General features: G+C 65.7%; 10 protein-coding genes and 2 pseudogenes. 3 read left to right on the top strand and 9 right to left on the bottom strand.

Annotated features, from left to right (window positions below):
* Nucleotides 1-79: 79 nt before the first annotated feature.
* The 8 genes and pseudogenes from ACHMW6_RS10965 to ACHMW6_RS10930 form a co-directional block, all read right to left on the bottom strand.
* Nucleotides 80-1,577, bottom strand: a pseudogene (locus ACHMW6_RS10965) (leucyl aminopeptidase).
* A 2-nt stretch (nucleotides 1,578-1,579) separates the two neighbouring features.
* Complete coding sequence (gene dgcA / locus ACHMW6_RS10960; protein ID WP_395407114.1) at nucleotides 1,580-2,566, bottom strand: N-acetyl-D-Glu racemase DgcA; 987 nt, start codon at nucleotides 2,564-2,566, stop codon at nucleotides 1,580-1,582.
* A complete protein-coding gene (locus tag ACHMW6_RS10955) occupies nucleotides 2,556-3,584 on the bottom strand; it encodes a DUF1611 domain-containing protein (protein WP_395407113.1) in 1,029 nt (342 codons plus the stop codon). The genes dgcA and ACHMW6_RS10955 overlap by 11 nt, the downstream gene beginning before the upstream one ends.
* Nucleotides 3,585-3,605: 21 nt before the next feature.
* A complete protein-coding gene (locus ACHMW6_RS10950; RefSeq protein ID WP_395407112.1) occupies nucleotides 3,606-5,090 on the bottom strand; it encodes a M81 family metallopeptidase in 1,485 nt (494 codons plus the stop codon).
* A gap of 11 nt (nucleotides 5,091-5,101) precedes the next feature.
* On the bottom strand, nucleotides 5,102-6,133 hold the full coding sequence (locus ACHMW6_RS10945; protein WP_395407111.1) for a serine hydrolase: 1,032 nt from the start codon (nucleotides 6,131-6,133) through the stop codon (nucleotides 5,102-5,104).
* Nucleotides 6,033-6,773, bottom strand: coding sequence for a serine hydrolase domain-containing protein (locus ACHMW6_RS10940; protein WP_395407109.1), 741 nt, complete (start codon nucleotides 6,771-6,773; stop codon nucleotides 6,033-6,035). Before ACHMW6_RS10940 ends, ACHMW6_RS10945 begins: the two co-directional genes overlap by 101 nt.
* Nucleotides 6,774-6,792: 19 nt before the next feature.
* On the bottom strand, nucleotides 6,793-8,157 hold the full coding sequence (locus ACHMW6_RS10935) for an MFS transporter (RefSeq protein ID WP_395407108.1): 1,365 nt from the start codon (nucleotides 8,155-8,157) through the stop codon (nucleotides 6,793-6,795).
* A gap of 48 nt (nucleotides 8,158-8,205) precedes the next feature.
* A complete protein-coding gene (locus ACHMW6_RS10930) occupies nucleotides 8,206-10,671 on the bottom strand; it encodes a TonB-dependent receptor domain-containing protein (protein ID WP_395407107.1) in 2,466 nt (821 codons plus the stop codon).
* 182 nt (nucleotides 10,672-10,853) lie between these two features.
* Here ACHMW6_RS10930 and ACHMW6_RS10925 point away from each other — a divergent pair, with 182 nt between their 5' ends.
* Both ACHMW6_RS10925 and ACHMW6_RS10920 read left to right on the top strand, forming a co-directional pair.
* Entirely contained in the window at nucleotides 10,854-11,063 is a 210-nt protein-coding gene (locus ACHMW6_RS10925; RefSeq protein WP_395407106.1) for a hypothetical protein, read from the top strand.
* Entirely contained in the window at nucleotides 11,036-12,418 is a 1,383-nt protein-coding gene (locus ACHMW6_RS10920) for a sigma-70 family RNA polymerase sigma factor (protein WP_395407105.1), read from the top strand. The genes ACHMW6_RS10925 and ACHMW6_RS10920 overlap by 28 nt, the downstream gene beginning before the upstream one ends.
* Nucleotides 12,419-12,428: 10 nt before the next feature.
* On the opposite strand, the gene ACHMW6_RS10915 is transcribed toward ACHMW6_RS10920, so the two are convergent.
* Entirely contained in the window at nucleotides 12,429-13,352 is a 924-nt protein-coding gene (locus ACHMW6_RS10915; RefSeq protein WP_395407104.1) for a LysR family transcriptional regulator, read from the bottom strand.
* A gap of 170 nt (nucleotides 13,353-13,522) precedes the next feature.
* Between ACHMW6_RS10915 and ACHMW6_RS10910 the strand changes: the two are divergent.
* Nucleotides 13,523-14,823, top strand: a pseudogene (locus ACHMW6_RS10910) (MFS transporter).
* The last annotated feature ends 22 nt before the right edge of the window (nucleotides 14,824-14,845 follow it).

The raw sequence follows: 14,845 nt of genomic DNA, 5'->3' as shown, positions 1-14,845 counted from the left end.
AGCTGGAATTAAGTCTACTTGCAGCCAGCAATATTAACAGCCTTATGCCGGGAACGCGCCGGGCAGGTCCGAACCCAAGCTATGACCTGGCGCGGCCCGGAGCGTTGTCCAGCACTCGCGCCAGCAGGAAGGCGACCAGCAGCGGTACCGGACGGCCCGTTGCTCCGCCTGCCCCGCCGTGCTGCCAGGCAGTGCCGGCGATGTCGAGATGGGCCCAGCTGTAACTGCGCGTGAAGTTCTCGAGGAAGCAGGCCGCCGTAATACTGCCCGCTCCGGGCGTACCCAAATTGGCCAGATCTGCGCTGACGGACTTGATCTGCTCCTGATAGGCGTCGCCCAGCGGCATGCGCCAGGCCAGATCGCCGGAGGTGCGCCCGGCCTCCAGCAACTGGCTGGCCAGGAGGTCGTGCGCTGGATCGGCCCGGGTGAACAGGCCGGAATGATGCTGGCCGAGCGCCGTGACGCAGGCGCCGGTCAGCGTGGCGATGTCGATCACGGCGGCGGGTTTGAAGCGCTCCGCGTAAGTGAGCGCGTCGCACAGCACCATGCGCCCTTCTGCGTCCGTGTTTTGCACTTCCACGGTCAGGCCACTCATGGAGGTCACCACGTCACCGGGCTTGACGGCACGCCCGGACGGCATGTTTTCGCACGCCGCCACCAGGCCAATCACATTCAGCGGCAGGCGCAGCTCGGCGATGGCGCGGAACACGCCGAGCACGGCGGCGCCGCCGCACATATCGTATTTCATCTCGTCCATGCCGGCGCCGGGTTTCAGCGAGATGCCGCCGGAATCGAAGGTGATGCCCTTGCCCACCAGGACCACCGGCTCCTGTTTTGCTTTGCCTCCCATATGCTTCAGTACGATGAAGCGGGGCTGCACCTCGCTGCCGTCGGCCACGGCCAGCATGCAGCCCATTCCCAGCCGCTCGATCTGCCTGCGCCCCCATGCCTGCACCTCGACGCCCCAGTCGCGGCCCAGCCTCCCCGCGGCCTCGGCCAGGTAGGCAGGTGTACAGATATTGGCCGGCAGGTTGCCCAACTCCCTGCACAACTCAACACCGTTCGCGGTCGCCAGCGCGCGGGCCAGTGCAGCCCTGGCCGCCGCATCCGGTTTAGTGACAAGCACGATGCGGCTCACGCCCGTTACCGGAACTTCCTTGCGGCTTTTCAGTGCATCGCGACGCAATGCATTGTCCCGTGCGGCCGATTACGATGCAGGCGATGGCCCAGCACATATCGCGCCCCGCCACGCCATCCAGCGGCAGCGCCACGGACGCCTGCGTCGCGCCCAGGGTGGCGAACACCTTCACCATGGCCCGCACCGCCATGCCGAAGGCCGTTTCACTTACCGCGCCCGCCTCGCCCAGTCCAACCAGCAGCACGCGCGCCATGCCGCCTACGCCATGCAGCAACAGCGTGGAGCCCGGTTTGCCGCTGATGTCACCCGACCGCATCGCCAGCGTGACGGCGCCCTCGCCGTCCAGAGCTTTGGCTTCGTTCGACAGGCGCCGCTGCTCGTACACGCCCACCGCGACGCAGGCGCTGCGGCTATCCTTTTCCTTGATTCCGAATTCCACTGTTATCCCCAAAAGTCCGGTTCCGCCGCGCTCAGCAGCGCCGCCTGATAGCGCATTCCCAGGGCGCGGTCCTCGCGCAGGAGCAGCGGGCCATCCAGGTCGACATAAATGCATTCCTGCGCCACCAGATGGGCCGGCGCCATCGCCAGCGAAGTTCCTCCCATATTGCCCACCATGAGCTTGAAACCCAGTTCACGCGCGCGGCGCGCCAGCGCCAGCCCCTCGCTGAGGCCGCCGCACTTGTCGAGCTTGATATTGATGTATTGATAACGGCCAAGCAGCTGGTCCAGCGAGTTGCGATCGGTGCAGGACTCGTCGGCGGCGAGCGGGATGGCCGAGCGCAAGCCGTCGAGCTGGGCGTCCGTCCCCCGCGGCACGGGCTGCTCGATCAGTTCGACGCCCTGGGCCTGCAGCTCCGGCAGGATCTTTTCCAGCAATTCACGGTTCCACGCCTGGTTGGCATCGATCACCAGCCGGGCATTCGGATGCTCCTCGCGCGCGATGCGCACCATCTCGCAATGCCGGGTGGCGTCTGCCTTCAGCTTCAGCAGCGGGAAATGGCGCGCGGCGCGAATTTTGCGCCGCACATCGGCCTCATTGCCAAGGCCGATGGTATAGGCAGTCGTTACCGGCGTGGGCGGTGGGCAGCCAGCCAGGCGCCAGACCGGCCGGCCTGCCTGCTTGGCACGCAAGTCCCACAATGCGCAATCGAGTGCATTGCGCGCGCCGCCGGCAGGCAGCCATTGCATCAGCTCCAGGCTGGTCAGGCCATCATGCAGCCTGGGCCGCACGGCATCGATTTGCGCCGCCATCGACCGCAGCGTCTCGCCGTCGTAGGACACGCCGGCGGCCTCGCCCCAGCCTGCATTGCCATGACCATCGAGCAGGCGCACAACGATCACGCCGATGTCGGTCAATACTTCACGCGAAATTTCAAACGGCTCTTGCAAACGCCAGCTTTCCGGCGTGATAGTGCATTCAAGACTCATGACAGGTCTCCTCTTGATTAATAAGGGCTGTGGTCAGCGTTTCGACGCCGCCACGCAGCGGATCGGCCACCGGCAAGCCGAGTTCGGCTTCGAGCCGCTCCTGGTAGGCACTCCAGGCCGCCTCGCTCAGCGATGATGAATTGACGCTGATGCCGATGCAGCGCACATCGGGGTTGGTCAGGCGTCCCGCCTGCAGATAGAGCGCGATAGCCTCGGCCAGGGCGGGCATGGGAAAATCGGGCAATCCGTCGATGTGCTGGCGGCCAGGGTCATGGCACAGCACCAGCGCATCCGGCTGGGAGCCGTGCAGCAGCCCCAGGCTGACACCGGCATAGGCAGGATGGAACAGCGAGCCCTGGCCTTCGATCACGTCCCAGTGGCTGCCGGCGTTGTCCGGCGAGAGCTGCTCGGCCACACCGGCGATGAAATCGGCCACGACGGCGTCTATGGCGACACCGGCGCCGGAGATCATGATGCCGGTCTGGCCGGTGGCGCGGAACGTGGCCGGCATGCCGCGCGCTTGCAGCGAGCGGGTCAGCGCAAGTGCCGTGTATTTCTTGCCAAGCGCGCAATCGGTACCGACTGTCAGCACGCGCTTGCCTGGACGCTTGCGGCCGCTGCCGGTGACGCGCGGCCAGTCGCCATGCCGTACGTCGTGCAGCTGCACCCTGGCGGCGGCAGCGGCGGCCACCAGCTCCGGGAAGCTGCCGAGGCGCGTGTGCAGGCCGCTCACGATGTCCAGGCCCGCTTGGGCGGCCTCGATCAGCGTCGGCAGCCAATGCGGCGGCAACTGGCCGCCGACCGGGGCAATGCCGATCAGGAGCGAGCCGGCGCCGGCAGCAGCGGCCTGGGCTATGCTCAAGGCGGGCTTGCCGGTGCTGACCGCCGCGCCGTCAAAGCGTAGCTCGCCCACCACATCGTCCGGGCACCAGTGGGCCACGCCGAAGGCGGTCTTGGCATGCACCGCGCTCCGGACGTCGCCGAGGAAAAGCAGATAAGGCTTGCGAAGTAAAAGCATGATGTCTCCGTTCGTGTGCACTCAGGACCAGGCCGCATGCGGCCGCGCGACGCGGGGCCAGTAGTTCAGGTTGCGCACCTGGTAGGGGATGGCGGCGCAATCGGGTGCGATCGCCCCCGGGGTCGAGGCGTAGATCACCGACCTGGCAATGGGAGCGAATTCGGCGTTGAAATGGATGGCCGACTTGACCACCACCAGCTTCCTGCCGTCCAGGTCCAGGCCAAGGCCGGTGAAGGCTTCGGGAGAGAACACCTGGCCGCGCACCGAGGCCAGCAGGATGTGCACATTGTTCGGACCTTCCAGCCAGACGCTGGTGCCCAGCAGCACGCGCCCGCCAATCGCCACGGCGCTCTGGCTGTGGTCCTCGGCGATGGCGCGCACGGTCACGCGCAGGTCCAGCGGCTGGCCCGAGCTGGGGCCGCATTTGCCGCCGATGCGCAGGTCCAGCGCCGCGCCGACACCAGCTTCCTGGCAGATATGGATCGCACCCAGGTCCCAGAACGCGCCAATGGCCACGTTGCCGATACCGCGTTCGAGCAGCCGCCGCAGGATAAAGGTCGAGTCGCCGGGCGCGCCGCCCCCTGGGTTGTCGGCCACATCGGCCAGCACGACCGGCCCGCCGTCCGGCGCCGACGCCTGCTCGATTGCGCGGTCAAGCGCGGCATCGAGTTGCAGCACATTGCGCCCGGTCAGTTCGCGCAACTCCCAGAATTCACGCGCCAGCCGTTCGGCCAGCGACGCCGCCAGCGCCATATCGTCGTCGGTGATGACCCACAGCCTGGCGCCGGCATCGGCCACATCGCCCCAGGCGAAGCCATGGCCAAGCGAGACGGAGAGCACGCCACCCTGCCCTTCAAGCGCTTGCATGCGCTGGACAAAGCTCTTCATCGGCTCCTGCGTCGTTTGCCAGTTGCCGACCATCTTGCAATCGAAGACCGCCGTAGACGGACGTACCTTCCCGGCATGCATGTCGGCCAGCAGGCGATACAGCTCGCGCCCGCGCGCAACAATATCGGTATGCGGATACTCCTTGAAGGCGATGATGATATCGGCCGACACGCGCATCTTTTCCGTGAAATGGCAGTGCAGGTCGAGTTCGGCGCCCACAGGCACGCCGGGTCCAACGATTTCGCGCACGCGCTGCAGCACGTCCCCTTCACAATCGTCATAGCCTTCGGCCACCATCGCACCATGCAACATGAGCTGCACCGCATCGACCGGCAAGGCGGCGCGCAGATCGGCCAGCAACCGGTCACGCAGCTCCTCGTAAACGGCGCGCACCGTACGGCCCGATGGTTCCGCCAGGGCGCACAGCCCCTCGGCGACCTGGTGGCCATCGGCCTCCATCATCGAGCGGTAGGCGTGCATGACGGCGCCGGTGCCGTCCGGCGCCTTGAGGCTGGCATCGCCGTAGTAAATGCCGCATTCCTCGAACCCGCCACGGCCAGTCGGGGTGGCGGCAAAGGTGTTGGTCTCGGTTGCGAACTGGGCAATAAAGAATTTCATCTCCGGCCCCGTCAGTCGGTCAGGCGCTCGAAGCGCAGGTGGCGCGTGCGCGCCGTATTGATGCGGAACGCCTTGATAGCGCCGGACGAAGGCTCGGCGCTGAGCACCCCGCGCATCGGAGGATATTCGCCGCCGAAGCGCAGGCCAAACACCAGGTCGGAGAAGGCTTCGAGCACCATCACATCGCGGCCATGCGACCCGAACACTTCGAGCAGCAGCTGCTCGCCCTCGAAGCGCATCAGCGCGTCCGCCCCCAGGTCGCGCGCGTGGTAGCGGCCCACCAGGGCCCGGCCCGCGCTGGCCAGGGAGGGTGGCGTGTCCGGCAAGCGCTCGTAGCGCTCGGCACGGCCAGCTTCGCTCAGGGTCAGCGCTGACGGCGGCGCCTGGTTCTCTACCGCCATTGCTGCGGCCGGCAACACCAGCGGGCCCAGCGCAAAGTCTTCGAAACCGATGCGCAGCACATCGCCGCTCACGGTCAACGCCACCGGCAGGTTGTCCACCAAGGTCAGCCCCAGCCGCCCTTCGGGCGCCTCGCCGAAGCCGAACACCATCCCGGAGCCGCTGGCGTGGTAGCGCGTTCCCAGCATCGGCTTGAAGCGCTCCGCCGCCGCCTTCTCCGGGGCCGCCACGATCAGGACATCGCCCAGCATGGTGTCGATGATCTTGTAGGCCAGCTCGATGGGATTGGCGGGCGCGCCATTGGTCATGATGATGATGTCGAGCGCGTGATCGGGCACGGTGATCATCTGGCAGGTGCCGCCGATCACGCCGCCGGCGTGGTGGATCACGTCGACGCCACGGTAGTCGTGCAGCATCAGGCCCAGGCCATAAGGGTTGACCAGCCCGTTGTTCAGCCTCGTGCGGGTAAGCATTTGCCGCCAGCTTTCCGCGCTGCCTACCGTCTTTTCCGGGGCGCGCATGTGCGCCAGCCAGGCCAGCATGTCATCCAGCGTCGAAATCATGGCGCCCTCGCCGCGCATCTCCTCGGACGGGAAGATGCCCCCGGCGCCAGCCGCCGCCCTGCTCGGCCGGGCGCGGCACATGCAGGGTCGCCATGCCGGGATGGATCTCGAAATCGCTACGCACCGAGAGCGTGTCCTTCATCCCCAGCGGCGCGAAGATGCGCTCCTGGAGGAACTGCTCGAACGGCATGCCGGCAGCCTGTTCGATCGCCAGCGACAGCAAGTGGTAGCCGCCATTGCAATAGATCATATTTTCGCCGGGTGCGAAATTGGCCGCCCCCTGCCGCAGCTGCGCCGCCAGTACTTCGCCCTCGGGCTTGATCGCCATCCCGTCGGACAGGGAGCTGAGGTCCAGGTAGCAGCGATAGCCGCTGGTGTGCGTCATGAACTGGCGCAGGGTGGGTTCGCCCTGCAGCAGCGGCATGGTCGGGAAGTAGCGGCGTACCCCAGCGTCGATATCGAGCTTGCCCTCCTCGGCCAGCAGCAGCGCGGCCAGGCAGGTGAAATGCTTGCTGGTCGAGCCGATCCGCATGCGCGTCCACGGCGTGTTGGCCACACCCAGCTCGATGCTGGCCAGGCCGAACCCGCGCCGGTAGACACGCTGGCCGTGCTGCGCCACGCCAACCACCAGGCCAGGGGCATCGCTGCGGTTAAAGGGTTGGAACAGCTCGTCCAGCGCAGCGGCGCCGGACTTGGTTTCGGTAGCTTTCGCTTCGTTCATGGTATCTCCTGTTGGGGAATCAGGCCTCGCGCAATGCGAGGCCGGGGTGGATTTCTTCGACGGTTTGTACAAACGGCGTTTCGGCGATCTGCATCACGCCGGCGGCCAGCGCGAAGGCGGCGGCGCCAACGCCTGCCATCGCGGTCAGCAGCCCCTGTGCAGAGGCTTGCAACAGATCGGACAGGGCGCCGACCAGCACCGGGCTCAGCGCGCTCAGGCCCACGGTCACGCCGGTGCCGATGGCGATCAGCCGCGAACGCAGCGCGGCCGGTGTCATGTCCTGCAGCAGGGTCGGCACCAGCACGCTGCCCGCTATCAACGCCGCCACCTGCATGCCGAACAACAGGTACAGTCCGGCGGCGCTGTGCACGGCAAGCATCAGTAGCGACGCCAGCGCGGCCAGCACCGAACCGATCGTGATGACGCGGATCGGTGTCGCCAGCCCCACGCGGCGGCGCAGCAGATTGACGCCAGCCGCACCCAGCACTGCCCCTGCGGCCGTGCCCAGCAAATACGCCATGCCAATGCCCTGCCCGGCCTCTGCCGCCGTTGCGCCAAACTCGCGCGCGGCGACCACCGGCGCCCAATTGGCGCTGGCGGCAATGGCCAGCGCCAGCAGGCCGGAGCCGCCGAACACGCACACCATCGTGCGGCCATGGTCGCGGCAATAGGCGGACAGGGCCGGCCTGGCGCCGCTCGTTTGCGCTTCGGCGCCGCTACGCTGCGGATGCAGCCGTATCAGCAGTACCGCCAGCGCCACCAGCGGACCCGGCAGCGCGACGGCGAGGAAGGCCAGGCGCCACGACTCCATCAGCTGCAAGGTGGGCGGCAACAGCGGCCGGGTGCTGTCGAGCGCCTGCACCAGCGCGCCGCTGAGTGCAATGCCCAAGCCCGAACCCAGGATCACCGCCAGCGTATAGACGCCATTGGCCAGCACGCGGCGGCGCTCGGACACAATCTCCGGAATCAGGCCGTAGACAATGGGCGCCAGGCCGGCTTCGCCCAGCCCCAGGCCAATGGCTGCGGCAAACAGGGCGGAAAAGTCCTGCGCCAGGCCGCACGCCGCGGTGGCGGCCGCCCACACCAGCACGCAGGCCGCCAGCAGCACGCGCCGGCCGTAGCGGTCGGCCAGCCAGCCCAGCGGCACGGCGGCCACGCCGGAGAACAGGGTGATGCCGACGCCTTGGAGCAGGCCCAGCTTGGTGTCGGACAATCCCAGGCTTTGGCGCATGGGCTCGGCCAGCAGGACCAGGATCTGGCGGTCCAGGGCGCTGAAAATGGCGGCGGTGACGAGCACCAGCAAGCCATAGCAGGCCAGCAGGCTGCTCGCCCGGGAAGTGGCAGGCTGCGCTGGCGCAGCGAAATTCAAGGCGTGACTATCCATGAGCGTAGCCCTCTAAGAAAAAAAAGAATGTGGAAAAGCGGAGGTGGCTTAGAACGGCACCGTCAGGGTCGCGCCCAGCGTGCGCCTCTGGGCCAGCGATACCCAGGCGGGTCCGCCGAGCGCCTGCACGGTGCTGTCGGCCGCGAGCTGGGCGCGGCGGTCGAATACATTGCGCAGGAACAGCGCGAGGCTGGCATGTTTGAAATCGATGCCGGCCTGCAGATCGGTCAGCGCGTAGGCTGGCAAGCGGTACAGCGGAACCTGGGTACTGCCCGCGAAGCCGGCGGTACGCGCGCCAACGTAGCGCTGCGCCACGCCGGCGTAGCTGGCAAAGCCGGCCAGCTCGAACGCATAGTTGGCGCTGACGCTGGCCGACAGCCGCGCGCTGCTGGGCAGCCGCGCGCCGGCCATGGCGCCCAGTCCCGGCGCGTCCTCGCTCAGGGCGGCATCGATGTAGGCGGCGTTGCCGGCCAGGGTCCAGTGGGAATCGGGCCGGTAGCCCAATGTCAGTTCGGCGCCGCGGATGCGCGCCGCGCCGGCGTTGACGATCACCGACAGCCCGTTGACCGGCCGGTATTGCTGGAGATCCTTCCAGTTCAGCTTGAAGACGGCGGCGCCGATGGCGAGACGTTTGTTCAGCAAATCGGCCTTATAGCCAAGCTCGTAGCTGGTGAGAGTATCGGGTCGAAACGCGTCCGGTCCGGTCGTCTCGCCGGTATACGGATCGCGCAGGACAGCATTCGGGCCGCCGGGCCGGTAGCCGGTGGCAGCGCGTGCATAGATGGAGCTGGCCGGCGTCATCCCATAGCGCGCGGTCAGCAGCCAGGTGCGGCTGGTGTCGGCCGAGCGGGCATCGATGGATTGCGCGCCGCCCACGACCAGGCCATCCGACACCTGCACGTAATGCTGCTTGTTGTGCGCAACGCGCAGGCCGCCTGTCAGCGCCAGCCGGGAAGCCATCTTCCACGTCAGGTCGCCATACACCGCCAGTTCCCTGTACTCGGCGGGCAACGCCGAGGTCAGCAGGTCGGGGCCCGGCGTGCCGTCCACCAGCGTGCTGACCGCGCGCTGCCGGTTATTGGCCTTTTCGTGGTTGTAATAGAGGCCGGCCAGCCATTCAAGCTGCTTGTCGGATTTGGACGTCAGGCGCAGCTCCTGCGTCGTCTTGTCCACCGCAACGTTGATGGTCACCGCCGCGCGGCTGACATGGAGGCCAAAGTCGGCCAGCAAGGGCACATACACCGAGCTGAGGTCGACCGGCACGCTAGAACGCACGCGCTGGCGGGAGGTGATCGAATTCAACCGTGCCCAGCCGAAGTCATATTCGAGGTCGGCCGCCAGAAGATCGATCTTGACGCTGTACGGCTCGGGGACATCGAGGCGCCGGGTCGGCTCGGTATCGACGGGGCGGCCGGTGGCGGGGTCGTAGTCGACAAAGTCGGTGCCGCCGCGGCGGATCTTCTGGGTGGTACCGGTCAGCCTCGCCCTGAATTGATGCACCGGCGTCAGCAGGACGGAAACGCGGGCGCCGCTCGTGTTGCCGCGGTCGATATTCCGCCCGCTGGCCGGTCCCACGCTGTCGACGCTGCCGCCCGCATGGTCGCTGAAGGCCGAGAACCGCAGCCCTGCGACATCCTCCTTCAGCGGCACATTGACGACCCCGCTGGCCGTCTGGCTCGCGCCGCCGCGCTGGGTGCCGGCCACGCTCAGCGCTGCTTTGCCCGAGAACTCGGTGGTATCGGGTTCGTTGGTCACGTACTTGAGCAGGCCGCCCATTGCGCTGGCGCCGTACAGCGTGCCTTGCGGGCCGCGCAGCAGCTCGATGTGATTGAGATCCAGCAAAGCCATGTCCAGCGCCATCTGGGCGCCGTTCGCGGTGGCCGTGCTGGAGCCGAAGGCCACTTCGTCGATATACACGCCAACCGTCGAAATGGTCTGGACGCCGGTGCTGACACCCCGGATCGTCAGGGTACCGATGCCGGGACCGCCGCTGCTTTTGACGTCGACGCCGGCCTCATTGGCCAGATAGTCCTGCAGGTTCTTGGCGCCGGAACGGTCCAGCTTCTCGGTCGACAGGCTGGAAACCTGCATCGGCACCTCGCGCGCAGGCTCGCGGCGCCGGGTGGCGCTGACAATCACGGTGTCCACCACGGGCGCTTCGCTCTCCGCACTCTTCTCCGGCTTGGGCGGCGGCGGAGGCGGAGGCGCGACGAAGATCACCAGCGCGCCGGAGACGTCGCGACGCACGGATAAAGGAGTTCCCTCGAGGAGCTGCCGCAACGCCTCTTCGACCGAGAGTGCACGTTTGAGCCCCTTGGTGCTGCGGCCCTTTACGTCCTCGACCTTATAGATCAATTGCGTACCCGACTGCGCCGCATAGATATCAAGCGCGGCTTTCAATTCCCCGCCGGCGATATCGAAATTGCGCACCTGCGCCTGGACGCCGGCGCAAAATAGCACCGCACTGCTCAAGGCCATGCGGGCCAGGATTTTCAAGCTGGTTTTCGTTTTCATTATTTTCTTTCTCGGTCTGGTGTCTCTGCAAAACTTAGACGAAGACGCCGCGCCAATCCGGTATGCTGCGCGTGTTTTTTTCGTGACCGGAAAATATTTTGTCCAACAATACCGGATTTTTTGCGCCGCTTCGTCTTAAGGGGTAGGCTGATTGCTGAACCGCATAATGCGAGGGGTTCCGATTGAAAGATGACGACTTGAGCGCCTGGTTTGTCGAACAGGTCCTGCCGCTGGAAGGCGTGCTCGAACGCTATTTGCGGCGTAACTGGCGCGATGCGAGCGAAATTGCCGATTTGCGGCAAGAGGTGTATGCGCGCGTCTACGATGGCTGCGCGCAGCGGCGCCCGAGTCGGCCCAGGCTTTTGTGCTGTCGACGGCGCGCAACCTGCTGATCGACCGGGCGCGCCGCGCGCAGATTGTAGCGATCGAAACTTTTGCCGATATGGATACGCTGGCGCCGACCATCGACGAACTGACTCCCGAACGCCATCTGGCTGCGCGCAGCGAGCTGAACCTGTTGCAACGCGCGCTGAACCTGTTGCCCGCGCGCTGCCGGGAAGTGGTCGAGTTGAGAAAGATAGAAGGATTGTCGCAGCGCGAGGTGGCTGCGCGCATGGGGATCACCGAAGACACGGTCGAGCGCCAGGTTTCCAAGGGCGTGCGCGCCCTGGCAGTGGCCTTGCACGCCCCAGGGTTGGCCAGTAGCGGCGCCGCAGCGCGCCCCGGCTCGGCGCTGCGCAAAGAAGGAACCATACAGATGAAGAGCAAGGAATTGAATGAGATCGAAGCGCGCGCGGCCGACTGGATCGCCGAGCGCGACCGCAGCGATGCGGGCCTGCCGCCCGAGCGCCAGGTCGCACTGGATGCCTGGCTGGACGCCTCGACCGCCCATCGCGTCGCATTCCTCCGCCTGGACCACGCCTGGCGCCGCGCCAATCGTCTGCAGGCGCTGCAATCCGCCAGCCCTGCCCTGGCCGAGCCGACGATGTGGCTGGGACTGGCACGGCTGGCGCGGCCGCAGGTCTACCGCGCGGCTGCCGGCATCTGCCTGGCCGTGCTGGCCTTGCTCGCCTTCACCCTGGTAGCGGACTTTCGCACATCGCAGCCTGCACAGAACTATGCGACCAAGCGTGGCCAGCGCGAATCGGTGGCCTTGTCTGACGGCTCGCGCCTGACGCTCAATACTGCCACCCAGCTGCGCACGGCCGTGACGGCGCAAACGCGCGAGGTCTGGCTTGAGCAGGGCGAAGCGTTTTTCGACATCGCCCATGATCCGCAACGGCCATTTGTGATCCATGCCGGGCGGCAGACGGTGACGGTGCTGGGTACGAAGTTTTCCCTGCTCCGCGAGGGCGAGCAGCTGCGCGTGGCAGTGCTGGAGGGCCGCGTACAGGTCAAGTCGGCACGCGGCAATCCTGTCATACTGACGCGCGACGATGCGGCCCTGGCCGATGGCGGCAATGTGCTGGTGTCGAAGAAATCCAGTGAGCAGCTGAGCGCCAGCCTGGGCTGGCTACAGGGCAAACTGGTCTTTGATGAGGTCAGCCTGGCGGATGCGGCGCGCCAGTTCAACCGCTACGGCCGCATGCAGCTGGTCATCGAGGACGACGCCGCCGCAGGCATCGGCATTGGCGGAGTGTTCGACGCGAATAATGTCGAAGCCTTTGCGCGCCTGCTGCATGCCGGCTTCGGCTTGAACGTGCAAATAGCGGGGGACGAGATCCGCGTTTCCAGCCCGGTACGCTGAGCTGGGGGCGCTACCAGTTCCGCGGCAGCTGACTGGGGCTGTCGCTATGCTGCTCCAGATATTCGCGCAGGTATTCGACGAAGTAAGCCACCTTGGCGGACAGGTTCAGCCGCTCCAGGTAAACGGCATAGATATCGGCCGGAGGGGTCTCGTAATCGGCGAGCACCTGCACCAGTCGCCCGCTGCGCAGGTATTTGGCGACATCCCACTCCGCCCGCATCAGCACGCCATGACCTTCCAGCGCCCATTTGAGCGCCACTTCGCCATCGTTGGTACTGAGCTTGCCATGCACTTTCACCGTCTCGACCTGCTTGCCGCGGCTTAAACGCCAGTTGCCATAAGCGCCTTCGTTCTGGCGCAGCACGATGCACAGATGCTGCGTCAGATCGTGCGGATAAGTGGGAGTGCCGGCGGCGCGCAGGTAGGCGGGCGAAGCGCACAACAGACGCCGGTTGGCGGCAATCTTCTTTGCGATCAGGCGCGAGTCGGGAATGTCGCCGAAGCGGATCGAGATATCGATCGCCTCATCGGGCAAGACGATGGGACGGTCGGTCAGGTGCAGCTGCACCTCAACATCGGGATAAGCCTTGCTGAAGCCCGAAATCGCCGCCCCGATGTAGGAGCGGCCAAAACCCAGCGGGGCATTCACCCGCAACATGCCGCGCGGGGCTGCGCGGCTGCTTGAAACCCGCTGCTCCATCTCGTCAATGTCGCTCAGGATGCGCTGGGCGTTTTCAAAGTAGACCTCCCCTTCGCTGGTCAGGCTGATGCGGCGCGTGGTCCGGTTGAGCAGGCGCACGCCCAGGCGCTCCTCCAGCAGGGACAAGCGGCGGGATACGGCCGGCGGCGTGAGGTTCAGCTCGCGCGCCGCGGCCGCCAGGCTGCCCTGTTTGACCAGCACGCAAAAGAAGGCCAGTTCGGAATCGGTGTTCATTCGTAAGTTTTTCTGAAGAATGAATTAAGTTTACATCGATTCTCCTCATCGCGGAAAACTATAACCTCTCACTACGCCTCACACCTTCTGAGGCATTCACGACGCAAAAGCCGGCAATTAGTCCGGTCGTCGACAAAACGCTCGTTTATCGAACATCAAGGAGACTTCCCGTGGAGCGAGAGATCGAAAAGCGCACCTTGCGCCGGATTTGGTGGCGCATTGTGCCCTTCATCATGCTGCTGTATTTCATTGCCTACATTGACAGGGTGAACATTGGCTTCGCCTCATTGCAGATGAAGGGCGACCTGGGCTTCACTGCCTCCATCCTGGGCTTCGGCGCAGGCATTTTCTTCTGGGGTTATTTCCTCTTCGAAGTCCCATCCAACATCATCCTGCACAAGGTCGGCGCCCGCGTCTGGATTGCGCGGGTGATGGTGACCTGGGGCATTATTTCCGGCGCCATGGCCTTCGTCAGCGGGCCGACCAGCTTCTACATCATGCGTTTCCTGCTTGGCGCAGCGGAAGCGGGTTTCTTCCCCGGCATCATTCTTTACCTCAGCTACTGGTTCCCGGCCCGTCACCGCGCCGGCGTGACGGCCTTCTTCATGGCTGCCGCACCGATTTCCACTGCGCTGGGCTCGCCGATTTCCGCAGCACTGCTGGAGATGGACGGCATCATGGGCATGCACGGCTGGCAATGGATGTTCGTCCTGGAGGCGATTCCCGCCCTGATCCTCGGCGTTGTCGTGTTCTTCTACATGACGGACAAACCGGAGAAGGCGAAATGGCTGAAAGACGATGAGCGTGCCTGGCTGATCAATGCCATGAACGAGGAAGTCGCCGGCAAAGGCCACGACGCCAAGCACAGCATCGCAAGCGGCCTGCTCAATCCCCGCGTGCTGGCCCTGGCCATGATTTACTCGGCACCTCCGCCGGCCTGTACACCCTTGGCATCTGGGCGCCGCAGATCATCAAGCAACTGGGCGTTTCGTCGATGACCGTTGGCTTCCTGAACGCCATCCCGCCCATCGTTTCGGTGGTCGCCATGGTCTGGTGGTCGCGCCATTCGGACCGCACCGGTGAGCGCACCTGGCACGTGATCCTGGCTTGCCTGGCTGCGTCCGTCGGGCTGGTGGTTGCCGCTGGCGCCAGCAGCATCGTTGGCCTGATTGCAGCGCTGACCCTGGTCAATATCGGCATCAGCTGCGCCAAGCCGCCGCTGTGGAGCATGCCCACGACGTTCCTGTCCGGCGCCGCTGCCGCAACCGGCATTGCAACCATCAACGCGATCGGCAATCTGGGCGGCTTCGCCGGCCCGGCAATGATCGGGTGGATGAAGGACAGGACCGGCAGCTTCAGCGGCGGCCTCTACTTCGTCGCAGGCCTGCTGATTCTCTCCGCCGTGCTGACGCTGATGCTGTCGCGCTTCAAGACCGGCAGCACTGTACCGGCGCAGGCGGTCGCGCACTGATTTTCGCCCGAACAATCCACTG

The organism is Pseudoduganella sp. UC29_106, assembly GCF_044055365.1.
Taxonomy (GTDB): Bacteria; Pseudomonadota; Gammaproteobacteria; order Burkholderiales; family Burkholderiaceae_D; genus Rugamonas.
The sequence above is the reverse complement of the archived record's forward strand: the minus strand, read 5'-3'. Positions and strand labels throughout refer to the sequence as shown.